Source organism: Knoellia sp. 3-2P3 (genome assembly GCF_029223115.1).
Classification (GTDB): Bacteria; Actinomycetota; Actinomycetes; order Actinomycetales; family Dermatophilaceae; genus Pedococcus_A.
Genome location: NZ_JARGZE010000003.1, coordinates 483,582 through 499,314, shown reverse-complemented (window position 1 = coordinate 499,314; position 15,733 = coordinate 483,582). Strand labels below are relative to the sequence as shown.

The window sequence follows — 15,733 nt, the reverse complement described above, 5'->3', positions numbered from 1 at the left end:
CGTCCCGACGGCTGCGGCCGGTCGGGCGCGCTGAGCACTGCCCGGAACCACCTGCAAGGAAAGGAGTCGCCCGCCGATGCCCCTGCTGAGCGTGGTCGTCCCCATCTACAACGTCAGCGACTACCTCGTGGCATGCCTGGAGTCCCTCGTCGCGCAGACCCTGGGCGACCTCGAGGTCATCCTGGTCGACGACGGGTCGACCGACGGCTCAGGGCAGATGGCGGACGAGTTCGCGGCCGGGCGGCCGAGCTGGCGGGTCCTGCACGTCGACAACGGCGGCCTGGGCCGGGCCCGGAACATCGGGATGGACGCCTCCACGAGCGAGTTCGTGGCCTTCGTCGACTCCGACGACCTGATCCCGCGGGACGCCTACGAGCTGATGCTCCACGCGGTGCGCGAGAGCGGCTCGGACATCGTCTGTGGCGGCGTGCTGCGCTTCGACGGCGCCCGCACCTTCACCTCGCCGCTGCACCGGCGCGCGATCACGCGGACGCAGATGCGCACCCACATCCACCAGACGCCGTCGCTGGTCTTCGACTCCACGGCGTGGAACAAGGTGTACCGGCGGTCCTTCCTCGTGGAGCACGGGCTGCGGTTCCCCGAGGGCGTCTACTACGAGGACATCCCGCTGACGCTGCCGGCGCACTTCCTGGCCAAGTCCGTCGACGTGCTGGCCGACCCGGTCTACCTGTGGCGGGAGCGCCAGACGGCGGTGCTCTCGATCACGCAGCGCCGGGCCGAGACCAAGAACCTCGTCGACCGGATGGCCGCGGTGTCCTCCGTCGACGACTTCCTCACCGAGCGCGGCGACACCGCCGGCAAGGAGATCCACGACCGCAAGGTCCTCACCGTCGACATCCCGCTGTTCCTCGACGTGCTGCACGAGGGCACGGCGGAGTTCCAGGAGCAGGTCATCAGCCTGGTCGGGGACTACCTCCGCCGGGTGCCGGCGGCCACCATCGCCCGGATGCCGCCGATCCGGCGGCTGCAGTACCACCTCATCCAGCGGGGGATGCTCAGCGAGCTCATCGAGCTCCACGAGTACTACCGCATCCCCGCCAACCGCGGTCTCTTCGTGCGCTCCGGCCTGCGCATGTACGCCGACCTGCCCTTCCGCAAGGACCCTGCGCTCGGGGTGCCGGACAGCGTGTACGACGTCACCCGCTCCCAACCCCTCCGGACCGGGGTGCGCGACGTCGCCTGGGAGGACGGCGACCTCGTGGTCGACGGCCACGCCTTCATCCACCGGGTCCCCGAGGCGACCCGGGCCTCGTCCCTGCGTCGCTTCCAGCTGCGCCGCCTCGACGGCGGGTCGGGCAGGCGCCAGTCCATCCCCGGCAAGCGCGTGCACCGGCCCGACCTCACCGCGCGCACGACCGGCGCCCTGCTGTCGTACGACGCGGCCGGCTTCCGGGTGCGGGTCCCCGCCCGCGCGCTCCTCCTCGAGCCGGGCGAGCAGCAGGGCCGGTTCGAGCTGCTGGCCCAGGTGGCGACCCCCGCGGCGCGCCGCGGCTCCAGCATCGGCAACCCGGACCTCGGCCGCGCCAGGCACCCCCGACGATCGCTCGTCGCCCCCGGCCAGATCGCCATCCCGGGCTACGACGGCCGGCGCCTCGTGGTCACGGTGCGCCGCGCCGAGGCGCTGCTCGAGTCGGTCGAGCACGTCGGGGATGCCGTGCGGTTCCGCGTGCGCGGCACCGATGGCCCGCTGCGCGACACCGGGCTCTACCTGCGCCGCACCGACGCCCTGACGGGGGTCGTGGTGCCCCTGGCCGACGAGGGCGAGGGCTCCACGGCGACGGTCAGCGCCGACGTGCTCGAGGTCCGTTCCTCCTCGTTCGGCGACCGCGAGTGGGTCGTCGGCCTGACCGGTGTCGATGCGGACCCCGCGGACGGGCCCCGCAGCCTGCTCGACATGGCCCCGCAGATGGACGACGTCTTCATCACCATGCGCGACCGCTCGATCGAGGTGCGCCAGAGCGCCGAGCACGGGGTCACCGTGCGCGACAGCCGCACCGGGCCGGTGCTGACGTCCTTCGCGTGGCAGCCCGAGGGGCTCTGCCTCGAGGGCATCACCAACGGACCCGCGCCCCGCTCGCTCTCACTGTCGTCCGGGTCCGGCACGACCCACACCGTTCCCGTGCAGTCCACGGGGGACACCTGGCGTGCCCTGGTGCCCGCCCTGGGCGAGCCGGGCTCGGCGTGCCTGCGCTGGCTCACCCCCGGACGGTGGGTCTGGAGCGTCACGACCGAGGACGAGGGCCAGCGCCAGCGCGCCGTGCGCACCTCCAGCACCGCCGAGGACCGCCTGGGGGAGCAGGGCCGGGTCGACGGCCTGACCTACCTGATGCGCGCGAGCTCCGACCACGACCTGCAGCTCGTCGTCGACGGGTCCGGTGACTTCCGCGACCGCGGAGCCCTGCACCGGGAGCGGAACCGCAAGTACTTCTACCGGGTGCAGCGGCGCCTCCCGCTCGAGGACACCATCTTCTTCGAGTCGTGGAAGGGCAAGCAGTACTCCGACAGCCCGAGGGCCGTCTTCGAGGAGCTCCAGCGCCGGGGGGACCCGCGCGAGTGCGTCTGGGCGGTGGCGAACCACGGGGTCGAGGTGCCCGAGGGGGTCACCACCGTGCTGACGGGGAGCCGGGAGTACTACCGCCGGCTGGCCCGGGCGCGCTGGGTGGTCAGCAACGACTCCATGCCGGTCCACTACGTCAAGCGCAAGGGCAGCCGGTACGCCCAGACGTGGCACGGCACACCCCTGAAGCGCATCGGCTTCGACATCGAGAACCTCCAGATGTCGAACAGGGACTACCTGAAGCAGTTCGCCAAGGACGTCGCCAAGTGGGACACCCTGGTCTCCCCGAACGCGTTCTCGACCGACATCCTGCGCCGCGCCTTCCGCTACGACGGGGAGATCCTCGAGATCGGCTACCCGCGCAACGACATCTTCCACCTCCCCGAGGTGCGTGAGCAGCAGGCCGCGGCGACCCGGGCCCGGCTCGGCCTGCCCGAGGGCAAGCGCGTCATCCTCTACGCCCCCACGTGGCGCGACAACGACTACAGCGCCACGGGCCGCTACCAGTTCACGATGAAGCTGGACCTCGAGCGGCTGCACCGGGAGTTCGGCGACGACAGCGTCCTGCTCATCCGTGGCCACCAGCTGGTGTCGTCGGGGATCGACTCCTCGATGTTCGGCGGCTTTGTCCGCAACGTCTCGAGCTACCCCGACATCCGCGACCTGTACCTCGTGGCCGACGTGCTCGTCACGGACTACTCGTCGGTGATGTTCGACTTCGTCAACACCGGCCGGCCCCTGCTGTTCTTCACCTGGGACCTCGAGGAGTACCGCGACAACCTGCGCGGGTTCTACTTCGACTTCGAGGCCGAGGCGCCGGGGCCGCTGCTGACCGGGACCAGCGGCGTGATCGACGCGCTGCGACGCCTCGACGCCGTGGGCGAGGAGTACGCCGAGCGTTACCAGGCCTTCCGCGAGCGGTTCACCGGCCTCGAGGACGGGCGGTCCGCCGAGCGCTTCATCGAGAGGTTCCTGTGATCGCCGTCGACACGGTGTCCCCCGAGCAGTCCCTCGAGCCGAGCCGGCCCGGCCCGCTCTCCGACGGCGTCGTGCGCGCCCTTGCCCTGCTCGAGCGGGGCACCCTCGCCCTCCTCGTGCTGGCCACGGTGGCCTTCGGCTCGTGGACCCTCGTCTACCAGGTGGCGCTCGTCACCGGGCTGGGCGCCACCGTCGCGCTCGTGGCCGCCGTCGTGCTCACGGCCGTGGTCGGGTATGCCGTCCTGCCGGCCTTCGGTCCCGGCGCCAGCCGCGACGTGGCCACCCGCCCCGGCTGGCGGGCCCTCGCCGTGGGGGCGTCCACCGCCCTCGTCGCCGGGGCCCTCGGCATGGCGGGTCGACGAGGCCTGATGATCGCGGTCGTCGTGGCGGCCGCGGCCACGTGGGTCGTCGTACAGGCGCTCGTCCGCCGCAGGGGCGGGTCGGCCGAGGCGGAGCCCCACCGAGCCGGCACGGCGCTGCGGCAGGGACGGCCGGGCGAGGCCGGCCTGTGGCTGGTGGCGTGGTTCTGGGCGCTGGCGTGCGCCGTGCTCGCGGCCGTGACCGCCCGGCCCGACGGCGACGACGCCTACTTCGTCAACCTGGCCGAGTGGGTGGCCGACCGGGGCACCTTCCCGACCCGCGACACCATGCTCGCGGACGAGGCGTTCCCGGCGCTGAAGTCCCACAGCCCGCCGGTGCACTCGATCGAGGGGCTGTTCGGCGCGGTCGGGCACGTGGCAGGCCTGCGCGGCGGGGTCGTCACCTACATCGTGGCCGCCCCGGCCCTGACCGCCCTCGCGGTCCTGGCCCTGGCCTGGCTGGTGTCGCTGAGCCGGGTGCGGCTGGCGCCCCTGGCACTGTCGGCCGCCGTCCTGTTCCTGCTGGCCTCCGGTGGCTCCGGGGCGAGCTTCGGCAACTTCTTCGCCCTGCGGATGTGGCAGGGCAAGGCGACCCTCGCCACCCTGGTCATCCCCCTCGTCACCGCGGCGGCGATCGCCTACATCGGCAGGGGCGGCTGGCGCCGCCTGGCCGTGCTCGCCCTGGCGGTGGTCGGCACGGTCGGCGCCAGCAACACGGCGGTCTTCCTGGTGCCGGTGCTGCTCGGCGGCCTCGTCGTCGCCGCGTGGGTGCGCGGGGGGCTGCGCCGCGCCGCCGGCGTCGCCGCCACCCTCGCCTACCCGCTGCTGTGCGGGGTGCTGGTGCTGCTGCTCGCCCCTGACATCCCGGAGCCGGTCGCCGGCGCCGAGACCGCCACGCGGCCCCTTAACCCCCTGGTCGCGGTGCCGGGACGGCACGGGCTGTTCGTCGTCACCATCGTCGCGGTGACGCTCGGCTGGGCCGGGCTGCGCTCGAGGGCCGCGCGGGCCGTCGCGGTCTGCGTCACCCTCGCCGCGGGGGTGGCCCTGCTGCCGCCGGTCACCGACGTGCTCGTGTCGGCCGCGGGTGTCGGGTCGGTGATCTGGCGGATGTGGTGGACCGTGCCCGTGCCGCTGCTGGTCGCCGGCGTCGTCGGCCTGGCCGCCGACGTGGTGCGCCGGCCCTCCCTCGTCACCGGGACGCTCGGCCGCCTGGCGCCGGCCGTGCCGGTCGCGGCGGCCCTCGCCGTGGCCCTCGTGCCGCTCGTGGGTGGCAAGTGGATCTTCACCACCGCCAACGGCGCCCGCTGGGTCTCCCCGCTGTCCTGGAAGGTGCCGGTGGGTGCCGAGGTCGAGGCCCGCGGCGCCCTCGAGGTCTCGAAGGACGGCGACGTGGTGCTGGTCCCGTGGGACGCGGCCCGCGTGCTCGCGGGCATGTCCGTGGACGTCCACCCGGTCTCCGCGCGCGCCATCTACCTGCCGGCCTACGCGGGCATCCCCGACGCCAAGGTCGAGGAGCGCACCGAGCTGCAGAAGTTCGCGGACTCGCGCACGCCCCCGGCGCAGACGCTGCGCCCCCTCGTGGAGGCGCTGAGCGTCGACACCGCGTGCGTCTCCGACCGGCGGGGCAAGGCTGTCGACGCCCTCGAGGAGATCGGCTTCGAGGTGGTCTCCGATCCCGGCGACCTGGTGTGCCTGCGGCGTCCCGGTGGCGCCTGATGACGGGCAGCGCCTGATGACGGGTGCCCCTCGTGACGGGCGGCGCCCGAAGACGGGACGTGCGCCTCGATGACCAGCGCCGACGTCCGTCGCGCCGACGCGGCCCACTGGTCGGGCGACGTCGCCCGGGAGGACGGCGACACCGGGGGTGGGGACTGGCTGTCCGGCCGTCCCACCCGCCGCACCGACCTCGCCGTGGCCACGGGGGTGGGACTGGTCGTCGTCGCGGTCGCCTACGCCTTCCGCTCGGTCGTCGTCCCGGCCGACCCCTGGCACTACGTCCGCTCGGCCATCGAGTTCCCCAGCGACCGCTGGGTCGCGCTGGGCTACACCCGCTACGGGATCATCCTCCCGGCCATCCCGGTGGCCCGGGTGTTCGGCGCGGCGCAGTTCACCTACTACTTCTGGCCGCTGCTGTCGGCAGGCGTGCTGGCCGCCGCGACCTACCTGCTGGGGCGGCGCTGGTGGGGGCCGGTGGCCGGCCTGACGGCGGTGGTGCTGCTGGTCGCCAACCGCATCGTCTTCTACAACCTCTCGCGCGGCTACCCCGACCTCATGTCGATGGCGCTGTTCGTCGTGGCGGTGCTCGCGGCCCTGGCCGCCCGCGACCGCTTCGTGGCGGGCAGGGGCGCAGCTCCCTGGCTGCTCACGGTGGGTTTCCTCCTCGGCTGGGGTTTCGAGGTCCGCGAGACCTCGATGCTCGCCTGGCCGCTGGTCGCCCTCATCCTGTGGCGCCGGGGGCGGCTGCTCTCCTCGGCACTGCTGGTCGGCCTGCCCCTGCTCGGGTGGGCCGCGGTCGACGTCGGGGTTAGCGCCTGGGCCTACGGTGACCCGCTGCTGAAGTACCACGTCCTGACGGGCCTGGACGTCAGCGCGGCCCGCACGAAGACCGGCGAGGTCAAGAACGCCCTCATGCTGGGGCAGCCGCGGCTCTTCTACTTCACCTACATCCCCGAGCGGGCGCTGGAGCGGCCCGGCGGGCTCTCGATGGTGCTCATGGGGGCAGCGGCGCTGGTCGGCCTGTTCGTGCGCAACGGCGGCCTGCGGCTGGTGAGCCTGTGGTTCCTGCTCGTCTACGGGCTGACCACTCTGGCCGGCGGTGGCCTCGACCCCGACCACCCGCGGGGCCTGCTGCACGTCGAGCGCTACTGGATCCCGTTCTTCCCGGCGACGGCGCTGGCGACGGCCGGGCTCGCGGCGCTGGCGGCCGGCTGGGTCGTGCGGCGCACGCCGCTGCGGGACGAGCCGGGCTGGGCCCGCCGGGCGCCGGCGGTCGCCCTGTCCGTGCTGCTCTGCGCCGCTCCGCTCGCCTTCGTCAGCCGCTATGCCGCCACCGACCCAGCGTTCCCGCCGGGTGGGGGAGCCGCGCTGGAGGAGCTGCGCTCCGAGCTGGGGGCCCGGGGCTTCGCCGGCGGCCGGGTGTTCACCGACTGGGAGACGGTGCGCATCCTGCCCGCCTACCAGAAGCCGTTCTTCGGCGGCGACAGCGTCTGGCCGGGGGAGCCGCGCAGCATCACCGGTCCCGTGAAGCCCCGGCCGGGCGACCACGTGCTGCTGTTCAGCGCCACCTCGGAGACCTGCCCGTTCTGCCGCAACGCCCTGGCGCCGTGGCTGGAGAAGCACCCGGAGGGTCCCCCGCGCAGCTGGGAGGTCCTCTACACCGCCGAACACGACAACCTTGTCCTCTACCGAGTCCGGTGACTGCCCGATGACGCCTGAATCCGCCCCGCGCCCCTCGGCCCCGCTCCTCAGCGTGGTGGTGGCCGTCTACAACGTCGAGCGCTGGCTGGCGGCCTGCCTCGGCTCCATCGCGGCCTCCGTGCCGACGGGCACCGAGGTCATCGTCGTTGACGACGGGTCCACGGACGGCAGCGCAGCGATCTGCGACGAGTTCGCCGCCGGCCGGGACGGCTGGCGGGTGCTCCACCAGGCCAACGCCGGCCTCGGCGCGGCGCGCAACGCCGGGCTCGACGCGGCGACGGGCGAGTTCGTCGGCTTCGTCGACGGCGACGACGAGCTGCTCCCGGCGTATGCCGCGCTGCCCGCCCGCGCGCTGGCGGCGGGCGGTGACGTGGCGACCGGCGCGGTGCAGCGCCTCGAGGGTCGCCGCCGCTGGCCGTCCGGGCTGCACGCCCAGGCGCTGGCCGGGGTGGGGGAGCAGGCAACCCTCACCCGGCAGCCCTCCCTGCTCTACGACACCACCGCCTGGAACAAGGTCTACCGCCGCTCCTTCCTCGCCGACCGCGGCCTGCGCTTCCCCGAGGGCGTGCTCTACGAGGACCTGCCCGTGACCGTGCGGGCCCTGCACTTCGCGGGCACGGTGGAGTGCGTGCACGAGCCGGTCTACCTCTGGCGCGCCCGGGAGGGGGAGCGGTCGATCACCCAGCGACGCAACGAGCTGGGCAACCTCACCGACCGCTTCGCTGCGGTGCGCGACGTCGACCGGTTCCTCGAGGCCGAGGGGCTGCACGACCTGCGCGAGGCGCACGACGTCAAGGTCCTGCGGCTCGACCTGCCGCTCTACACCTCGGCGCTGCCGGAGGCCGACGAGGCCTACCGCACGGCATACCTGTCGTTCTTCCGCCACCTCGTCGACGGCCTCCCGCCGCAGCGCCGCCAGTCCCTGCCTCCGACCCTGCGGCTCTACGTCGAGCTCGCCGACGCCGGCCGGATGGACGACCTGGTGCGAGCGGTCCGCGCCCGCCGGGGTGAGCGCGCGTGGGCCCAGGACGACCGCCGACTGCCGCAGCGGGCCCGCGACGAGGTCGCCGCCTACCGGCTCGAGCACGAGCTGGGCCTGGCCGGGCTGCCCCAGATCGTGCGGCACGCCGCGTCGCGGGCGGTCAAGTCGGTGCTGCCCCGCAGGGCCCGGGTCGCGCTCGCGACGCGGGGCTTGGGCAAGGGCACCGGGAGGGCCCGCTGACCGGCTCGGCGGGCCGGGCCACCACCGCGGTCCGCCGCCGTGCCCGTGGCGTACCCTCGGACCTCGGACCTGGCGTGCGGGTGTCCCCCCGGATGCCGGACCGGCATGTGCCACGGCATACGACAGGCAAGGACGCATGAGACTGATCACCCGCACGCAGGCCATCACGGGCAGGCGGAGCGTGCTCTGGACCCTCGTCCTGCGCGACCTGCGCGTCCGCTACTCCCGCAGCGTGCTCGGCTACGTGTGGACCGTGCTCGACCCGCTGCTGATGTCGCTCATCTACTACCTGGTCTTCGTGCACATCTTCCGCCGTGACGACCTCGGGCACGAGCCGTACTTCCTGTTCCTCCTCGTCGGCCTGCTGTCGTGGCAGTGGTTCTCCGGCTGCCTGACGGACACCTCCCGGGCGCTCATCCAGGAGGCCAAGCTGGTCCGCTCCACCAACCTGCCCCGTGAGATGTGGGTGCTGCGCGTGGTGCTGTCCAAGGGCATCGAGTACCTGCTGTCGCTGCCGGTTCTGCTGGCCTTCCTGGTGCTCTACCTGGTGCAGGGCGTGGCCGAGCTCAACGGCTGGGTCGTCCTGCTCCCGCTGGGCATCCTGCTGCAGGGCGTCACGCTGGTGGGCATCGGCCTGCTCCTCGCCCCCGTGACGGCCCTGGTGACCGACATGCAGCGCGTCATCCGCATCGTCATCCGGATGCTCTTCTACGCCACGCCGGTGATCTACGCCAACCAGCTCGTGCCCGAGCCCTACGACAAGGTCGCCTGGCTCAACCCGCTGACGGGCATCCTCGAGCTCATGCGGGCCGGCTTCTTCTCCCACGACCAGTTCCCCATCGTCTGGGGCGCCGTGGCCGTGTCCGCAGTCCTGTCCGTGGTCCTCCTCCTGCTCGGCGTGGCGGTCTTCGGCCGGCTCGAGCGTGCCGTCCTGAAGGAGATCTGATGGCAGAGCCGGTCATCTCCGTCAACGGGCTCGGGATCGAGTTCTACCGGTCGCGGCGGCGCCGGATGCAGCTGCGCGAGCTGCTCTTCCATGGCCGCAGCGGAGCCCCCAAGGAGACCTTCTGGGCGCTGCGCGACGTCACCTTCGACATCTACCCCGGCGAGGCGGTCGGCCTCGTGGGTGGCAACGGCGGTGGCAAGAGCACCCTGCTGAAGATGATCGCCGGCGTGCTGCTGCCCGACGAGGGGTCGGTGCGGGTCGACGGCGGCGTGGCGCCGCTCATCGAGCTCACCGGCGGCTTCGTCGGCGAGCTCTCGGCGCGCGACAACATCTACCTCACGGCCGGCCTGCACGGGCTGAGCAGGGCACAGGTCGACGAGCGCTTCGACGAGATCGTCGACTTCGCCGGCCGGGAGGTGCGCGAGGGGCTCGACACGCCGTACCGGCACTTCTCGTCGGGCATGAAGGTGCGCCTCGGCTTCGCCGTCATCACCACCCTGGACGAGCCGATCATCCTCGTCGACGAGGTGCTCGCCGTCGGTGACCGCGCCTTCCGGGAGAAGTGCTATCAGCGGATGGAGTCGCTGCTCGCGCAGGGCCGCACGCTCTTCCTCGTGTCCCACTCCGAGAACGACCTCAAGCGGTTCAGCACCCGCGGCCTGTACCTGCGCAAGGGCCGCCTGATGATGGACGGCCCCATGCTCGAGGTGCTCGACCGCTACAACGCCGACATGGACGCCGGGGCGTGACCGCGTCGGCAGCCCCCTCGGCAGGCCCCTCGGTGGGCAACGAGGCGTCCCGGGCCGTCCACGGCTACACCGCAGGAGCCGACGTCGTCCTGCTCGGCGCAGGTGGCGCGGGCATGGCGGCATCGCTCGCCGGCCTCGGGTTCGGCGCGCCCCCGGTGCGCCTCAGCGGGTCGCTGCCGGACATGCTGCGGTCACTCGCAGAGGTGCTCTGCGAGGGCGAGGCCGCCCCGGCCGTCGTGGCCGCGGCCGACCTCGACATCACCGGCGTGGCGCTCCTCGACCTGCTCGACCGCCCCGGCGTGCGAACGGCGGCGCTCGTGGCCGACCCCTTCGCGGTCGCCGAGGGCCGGGACGAGGCGGCCCGGGTGCGGGTCGGGGGGGACGGCCGGCTGGTCGAGTCGGTCGGCACGGCCGCCCACGCGGTCAGCGCACCCACCCACGCGCTCCCGGGGGTGCTGCGGATCGCCGCCGGCGACCGGGCCGAGGCGGCCCGGCTGCTGCGTGAGGCTGCCGGCCACGCCGGCCCGGCTTGGGGGAGCGACGCTCTGGCCGCCGTGCTGCTCGTGCTCGTCCGGGGCGGGTTGCCCGTGCAGGCGTCCGAGCTCGGGCCCTTCGACTGGTCCCGCGGGGCGGTGCGCGCGAAGGGGGCGGCGGGCGACCCGTGGCGACAGCGCCTGCGCGGGGCGTCCCGCGGTGGTGACGGCTTCTTCTCCACGTTCGCCGTGCGCCCCCTCTCGCGGCGGCTGACCGCGGTCGGGCTGGCGCACGGGTGGACGCCCAACGGGGTCACCGTGGTCTCCCTGGTGCTCGGGCTCGTGGCGGCCGGCCTGGTGGCCACGGGGGCCTGGTGGGCGTGGGTGGTCGCGGCCGTCCTGCTGCTCGCGGCGCTCGTGGTCGACTGCGTCGACGGCGAGATCGCGCGGTTCACGCGCAGGTTCAGCCCCCTGGGCGCCTTCCTCGACGCGGTCGGCGACCGCGTCAAGGAGTATGCCGTCGTGGCGGCGGTCGCCGCCGTGGCCGTGCGCGAGGGGGAGCCGGGCTGGCCGCTGGCGGTCGCGGTGCTGGCCGCGGTGACGGTGCGCCACCTCGAGGACTACGCCTACGAGCACCGGCTGGGCTTCGCCCGGCGCAGCAACCCCGTCTTCCTGCCCGTGGACGAGAGCGGAGACGGCGGCCCTTCCGGTGCGAGGGGCACCCTGCCCGAGCCGGCCGGGCGGCGGGCGCGGGCGGTGCACTGGGCGAAGAAGGTCGTCCACCTGCCCATCGCCGAGCGCTACCTGCTCATCGCGCTCACGCTGCTCACCCGCCGCCCGATGCTGGTCCTGTGGACCCTGCTCGTCGCCGTGGTGGTGGCCGTGCTCTGGACCCAGGGCGGCCGGGTGGTGCGGGTGCTCGTGCGCCGCGACCCGTCTTGGTCCTCGGTCACGCCGGGCAGCGGCCCTGGCCACCTCGACCACCAGCTCGACCTCGGGCCAGTGGCCCGCCTGGCCGGCCGCCTGGGGCGTGCCACCTTCCCCGTCGGGCTGGCCGGGGCGGGCATCCTCACCCTCCTCGTCCCGCTGGCCCTGTGGTTCGACTCCGTCGGGGCGGCCCTCGCGCTCGCCCTCGTCGGCAGCGTCCTCGTCGGGCTGGGGTGGCAGCCCCCTGTGCACCACCCCCTCGGCTGGCAGGCGCCGGCGGCCCTGTGGGTCGCCGAGGTGCTCGTGGTGGGCCTGGTGGTACACCACGTCGTCGGTGTCATGAGCGCCGCCGCCTACGCGTACCTGAGCGCCGTCGCCTACCACCGCTACGACGTCGTCTACCGGCTCCGCGACACCGGCACGCCGCCTGCCCCGTGGCTGACGTTGGCCGGGGGCGGGACCGACGGGCGGGTCATCGTGGTGCTGCTGCTCGCCCTCCTCGCCCCGGGGGCGGTCGTCCCCGTGCTGTGGGCGCTCGCGCTGCTGCTGGCCGCGCTCTACCTCGGCGAGTCGATCCGGGGCTGGCGGACGTGGATCGCCGGTCAGCGCACCGCTCAGGCAGAGGTGCCGGCGTGAGCTCCCCGGCGCACGACCCGACGGACAACCACCCCGGCCTCGCCCAGCTGCGGGCGGTCGCCCAGCCGCCGGAGCACATCGCGCGCTACAACGCCGAGCACTGGGCCGGTGCGCTGTACATCCGCCACCTGAGCATCTACGCGACCAGGGCCCTGCTGCCCACGGGCATCAGCCCCAACGGGGTCACCTGGCTGATGATCGCGGTCGGCGTCCTGGGCGCCTTCGCCCTGCCACTGCCGGGACTGGTCGGGCCGCTGCTGTGCGCCCTGGCGATGCAGGTGCAGATCCTCCTCGACTGCAGCGACGGCGAAGTCGCCCGCTGGCGGCAGCGCTTCTCGCCGGCCGGCATCTACCTCGACCGGATCGGCCACTACGCGACGGAGGCGGCCATCCCCGTGGCGCTCGGGCTGCGCGCCGACGCCTGGTCGGCCACGGACCCGCTGCGGGTCGGCGGCTGGACGGTGCTCGGCCTGCTCGTCGCGGTCGTCGTGCTCATGAACAAGGCGTTCACCGACCTCGTGCACGTGGCGCGGGCCAAGGCCGGACGACCGCCCCTCGAGGACGTCGCGGCCACGACGCGCTCGAAGGTCTCGGGCCTGGCCGCCGTCCGGCGGGCCATGGGGTACCTGCCGGTCTTCCGGGCCTTCGTCGCCGTCGAGGCCTCGCTCCTGGCGTTGGCGGCGGGGCTGGTGGACGTCCTGCGAGGCGACCTGCTGGGCACCCAGGTGCTCGTGGTGGTGATGGTGCCCCTGGCGCTCGTGACCGCGGGGGGCCACCTGGTCGGCGTGCTCACCAGCTCGAGGCTCGACTGATGGCGGGAGCCGGCCCCCGGACCCTCGTCGTGCAGTGGGCCCAGGAGCACGGCGAGGTCGGCGGTGTGCTCACCAGCCACACCCAGCTGACCGCGCAGCTGCGGGACGAGGGCAGCGAGGTGCTCTACGTCGACACCGGCTCGGCCCGCCGGGCCCTCGGCGCCCTGCCGAGGCTCTGGCAGCGGCCGGCGCTCCACCTGTTCCACATCACCCGGCTATGGAGGGCCATCGTCCTCGCCCCGGTCTTCGCCCTCCAGCGCGGGCGCACCGTGCTGGTCCTGCACTCGGGGTCGGTCGCGGGGCAGCTCGCGTCGATGGGCCGCGTCCGGGCGGCCCTGCTGCGGGTGTCCCTGGCGGCCTACGACGAGGTGTGGGCGGTCAACGAGGAGATCGGCCGGCTCCTTCCTCCCGGCTCGCGGGTGGTGCGGGTGGTGACACCGTTCGCCGTCGAGCCCGCGGCGGGGGAGGGGCCGCAGCGGACCGGCCACCTCATCAGCCTGGCGACGAACGCAGGCCTGCCGCACTACAACGCCGAGCTCGGGGTCGAGGCGGTGCGGCGGGTGCGCGAGGTGTGGCCCGACGCCACCCTGCGGATCCTCGCCTACGGCCACGACGGCGACGCGATGGCGCGCCTGCGGTCCGCCGTCTACCGCCTCGACTGGGTGGACCTCAGCTTCGACGCCGGCCCGGCCGAGGTGCGCGCGGTGCTGGAGCAGTCGGCCGTCTTCCTCAGGCCCACCAGCTGGGACGGCGACTCCGTGGTCGTCCGCGAGGCCCTCGCCCTCGGCGCCCGCGTGGTCGCCTCCGACGTGGCAGCGCGCCCGCCCGGGGTGGAGCTGGCCCCGCTCGACGCCGCCGCCCTCGCCGAGGCCGTGCTGCACGGCGGACGGAGGAGCACCGGCGAGGGGCTGGCCACCACCAGCCTCCTGGAGGCGGTCCACGGTGCCGTGGCCGCGATGCGGCCCTCAGCGTGACCGGACGGTAGCCTCTCGGCAAAAGGACGTGCCACCGCGCACGGACGACGGCCCCGAGGGGCCCGGCACAAGGTCTCGCACCGGCATACCCAAGGAGCATTGGTGAGCACTCGCACCGTCATCACGTTCGGCACGTTCGACGTGCTGCACGTCGGCCACATCCGAGTCCTCAAGCGAGCCGCGGAGTACGGCGACCGCCTCGTCGTCGGTGTCTCGGCGGACGAGCTGAACATCAAGAAGAAGGGCCGGGCGCCGGTCTTCGACCAGGACGAGCGGCTCGAGATCCTCAGCAGCCTGAAGATGGTCGACGAGGTGTTCCTCGAGGAGTCGCTGGAGAAGAAGCGCGACTACATCGTCGAGCACAACGCGCAGGTCCTCGTCATGGGCGACGACTGGGCCGGGAAGTTCGACTGGGTCTCCGACGTCTGCGAAGTCGTCTACCTGCCGCGGACCCCGTCAGTCTCGACCACGGGGCTGATCGAGCACATCGCCAAGATCTCCCGCTGACCCCTCCGGGGCACCCGGCGCCGCGGGCCCGCCGGCACCGGTGGGGCCCGTCCCCGTCGCCGGGGAGCCCGGCGACGGGTAGTCGCGCTCGGCCTCGTCGAGGGCCAGGCGCCGCGCGAGCTTGGTGTACCGCGTCTCGATCTCCCGGAACCGCAGGTAGGTGGTCACCGTGAAGCTGAGGAAGGCCACCACCAGCGCGTAGAGCACCATGTCGGTGCCTCGGCCGACGCCGACAATCGTGGCGATCCGGTTCCACACTGCGGGGAAGAGGATCGACACGACGGCGAACCCGGCGAAGAGCAGCAGGCCGAGTCGCCGGATCGCCTGGGAACGGGCGCCCCGGGAGCGGAACAGCCTCGCCACCACCGCGATGACGACGATGATCAGCAGGACCTGGATGAGCAGGATCTTCATCGCAGGATCAGCTCCACGAGGATGTTGACGGCGTTCCAGAGGGACTGGCCCTTGGCGCGAGAGTAGTCGGTGTACAGCACGTGGACGGGGGACTCCCCGTAGCGGATGCCGAGGCCGCCGATCTGCGCGACCAGCTCCGACGCGTGCGCCATGCGGTTCTGCGTGATCGACAGGCGTGAGACCACGTCGCGCGAGATCAGCCGCAGGCCGTTGTGCGCGTCCGTGAGCTTCGTGCGGGTGGTCAGGTTGGTGTAGGCGACGGCCATCCGGAGCACGAGCCGCTTCAGGGCGCCGGCCTCCGTGCGCTTGTCGAGGAAGCGGGAGCCGAAGACCACGTCGAGGTCCTCTGCCCTGGCCTTCTCGAGCATCGCGACGACGTCGGAGACCTGGTGCTGGCCGTCGGCGTCGAAGGTCACGACCCAGCGCATGTCGGGCCGGGACAGCGCGTACTCGAAGCCGGTCTGGAGGGCCGCGCCCTGGCCGAGGTTGACCGGGTGGCGCACCACCACGGCCCCGGCCGCATGTGCTGCGGCGGCCGACCCGTCGCTGCTGCCGTCGTCGACACAGACAACGTTCGGGCACGTCGCGAGGACGTCGCGCACCACTTCCGCGATGACCTGTTCCTCGTTGAACAGGGGGATCACGAACCACGTGTCCTGCACGCGTTCCTCCTCTGAATGGCCGATGACCGAGCCAGTGTAGGGGGACGCAGAGGTCACAAAACGGTCGACCTCTGGTGGT

General features: G+C 73.3%; 12 protein-coding genes. 10 read left to right on the top strand and 2 right to left on the bottom strand.

Going from position 1 to position 15,733, the window contains the following annotated elements; genetic code table 11:
• Positions 1 to 76: 76 nt before the first annotated feature.
• The 10 genes from P0Y31_RS12410 to P0Y31_RS12365 all read left to right on the top strand — a co-directional run bounded on the left by P0Y31_RS12410 (position 77) and on the right by P0Y31_RS12365 (position 14,578).
• A complete protein-coding gene (locus P0Y31_RS12410; protein WP_275869786.1) occupies positions 77 to 3,556 on the top strand; it encodes a bifunctional glycosyltransferase/CDP-glycerol:glycerophosphate glycerophosphotransferase in 3,480 nt (1,159 codons plus the stop codon).
• Entirely contained in the window at positions 3,553 to 5,631 is a 2,079-nt protein-coding gene (locus P0Y31_RS12405; RefSeq protein WP_275869784.1) for a DUF6077 domain-containing protein, read from the top strand. The genes P0Y31_RS12410 and P0Y31_RS12405 overlap by 4 nt, the downstream gene beginning before the upstream one ends.
• Positions 5,632 to 5,700: 69 nt before the next feature.
• Positions 5,701 to 7,332 carry a glycosyltransferase family 39 protein gene (locus P0Y31_RS12400; protein WP_275869782.1) on the top strand — a complete coding sequence of 544 codons (1,632 nt, stop codon included), beginning with the start codon at positions 5,701 to 5,703 and terminating at the stop codon, positions 7,330 to 7,332.
• Between the two features lie 7 nt (positions 7,333 to 7,339).
• Complete coding sequence (locus P0Y31_RS12395; RefSeq protein WP_275869781.1) at positions 7,340 to 8,554, top strand: glycosyltransferase; 1,215 nt, start codon at positions 7,340 to 7,342, stop codon at positions 8,552 to 8,554.
• A gap of 136 nt (positions 8,555 to 8,690) precedes the next feature.
• On the top strand, positions 8,691 to 9,500 hold the full coding sequence (locus tag P0Y31_RS12390; RefSeq protein WP_275809890.1) for an ABC transporter permease: 810 nt from the start codon (positions 8,691 to 8,693) through the stop codon (positions 9,498 to 9,500).
• The gene (locus tag P0Y31_RS12385) at positions 9,500 to 10,249 is read left to right on the top strand and encodes an ABC transporter ATP-binding protein (RefSeq protein ID WP_275869778.1); all 750 of its coding nucleotides are present in this window, start codon (positions 9,500 to 9,502) and stop codon (positions 10,247 to 10,249) included. Before P0Y31_RS12390 ends, P0Y31_RS12385 begins: the two co-directional genes overlap by 1 nt.
• Positions 10,246 to 12,285, top strand: coding sequence for a DUF5941 domain-containing protein (locus P0Y31_RS12380; protein ID WP_275869776.1), 2,040 nt, complete (start codon positions 10,246 to 10,248; stop codon positions 12,283 to 12,285). The genes P0Y31_RS12385 and P0Y31_RS12380 overlap by 4 nt, the downstream gene beginning before the upstream one ends.
• Positions 12,282 to 13,097: a CDP-alcohol phosphatidyltransferase family protein gene (locus tag P0Y31_RS12375; protein WP_275869773.1), complete on the top strand. Its 816-nt coding sequence runs from the start codon at positions 12,282 to 12,284 to the stop codon at positions 13,095 to 13,097. Before P0Y31_RS12380 ends, P0Y31_RS12375 begins: the two co-directional genes overlap by 4 nt.
• The gene (locus tag P0Y31_RS12370; protein ID WP_275869770.1) at positions 13,097 to 14,071 is read left to right on the top strand and encodes a glycosyltransferase; all 975 of its coding nucleotides are present in this window, start codon (positions 13,097 to 13,099) and stop codon (positions 14,069 to 14,071) included. The genes P0Y31_RS12375 and P0Y31_RS12370 overlap by 1 nt, the downstream gene beginning before the upstream one ends.
• Before the next feature lie 102 nt (positions 14,072 to 14,173).
• Positions 14,174 to 14,578: an adenylyltransferase/cytidyltransferase family protein gene (locus tag P0Y31_RS12365; RefSeq protein ID WP_275869768.1), complete on the top strand. Its 405-nt coding sequence runs from the start codon at positions 14,174 to 14,176 to the stop codon at positions 14,576 to 14,578.
• Here the strand turns inward: P0Y31_RS12365 and P0Y31_RS12360 are convergent.
• Together P0Y31_RS12360 and P0Y31_RS12355 are read right to left on the bottom strand one after the other, a co-directional pair.
• On the bottom strand, positions 14,528 to 14,992 hold the full coding sequence (locus P0Y31_RS12360) for a DUF2304 domain-containing protein (protein ID WP_275869766.1): 465 nt from the start codon (positions 14,990 to 14,992) through the stop codon (positions 14,528 to 14,530). The two genes, P0Y31_RS12365 and P0Y31_RS12360, sit on opposite strands and share 51 nt — an antisense overlap.
• Positions 14,989 to 15,654, bottom strand: coding sequence for a glycosyltransferase family 2 protein (locus P0Y31_RS12355; RefSeq protein WP_345803635.1), 666 nt, complete (start codon positions 15,652 to 15,654; stop codon positions 14,989 to 14,991). The genes P0Y31_RS12360 and P0Y31_RS12355 overlap by 4 nt, the downstream gene beginning before the upstream one ends.
• Positions 15,655 to 15,733: the final 79 nt, after the last annotated feature.

Bases quoted from the DNA above. Each gene is read 5' to 3' on its own strand.
- P0Y31_RS12410 (WP_275869786.1), top strand. From the start codon at position 77: ATGCCCCTGCTGAGCGTGGTCGTCCCCATCTACAACGTCAGCGACTAC.
- P0Y31_RS12400 (WP_275869782.1), top strand. From the start codon at position 5,701: ATGACCAGCGCCGACGTCCGTCGCGCCGACGCGGCCCACTGGTCGGGC.
- P0Y31_RS12395 (WP_275869781.1), top strand. From the start codon at position 7,340: ATGACGCCTGAATCCGCCCCGCGCCCCTCGGCCCCGCTCCTCAGCGTG.
- P0Y31_RS12390 (WP_275809890.1), top strand. From the start codon at position 8,691: ATGAGACTGATCACCCGCACGCAGGCCATCACGGGCAGGCGGAGCGTG.
- P0Y31_RS12385 (WP_275869778.1), top strand. From the start codon at position 9,500: ATGGCAGAGCCGGTCATCTCCGTCAACGGGCTCGGGATCGAGTTCTAC.
- P0Y31_RS12370 (WP_275869770.1), top strand. From the start codon at position 13,097: ATGGCGGGAGCCGGCCCCCGGACCCTCGTCGTGCAGTGGGCCCAGGAG.
- P0Y31_RS12360 (WP_275869766.1), bottom strand. From the start codon at position 14,992: ATGAAGATCCTGCTCATCCAGGTCCTGCTGATCATCGTCGTCATCGCG.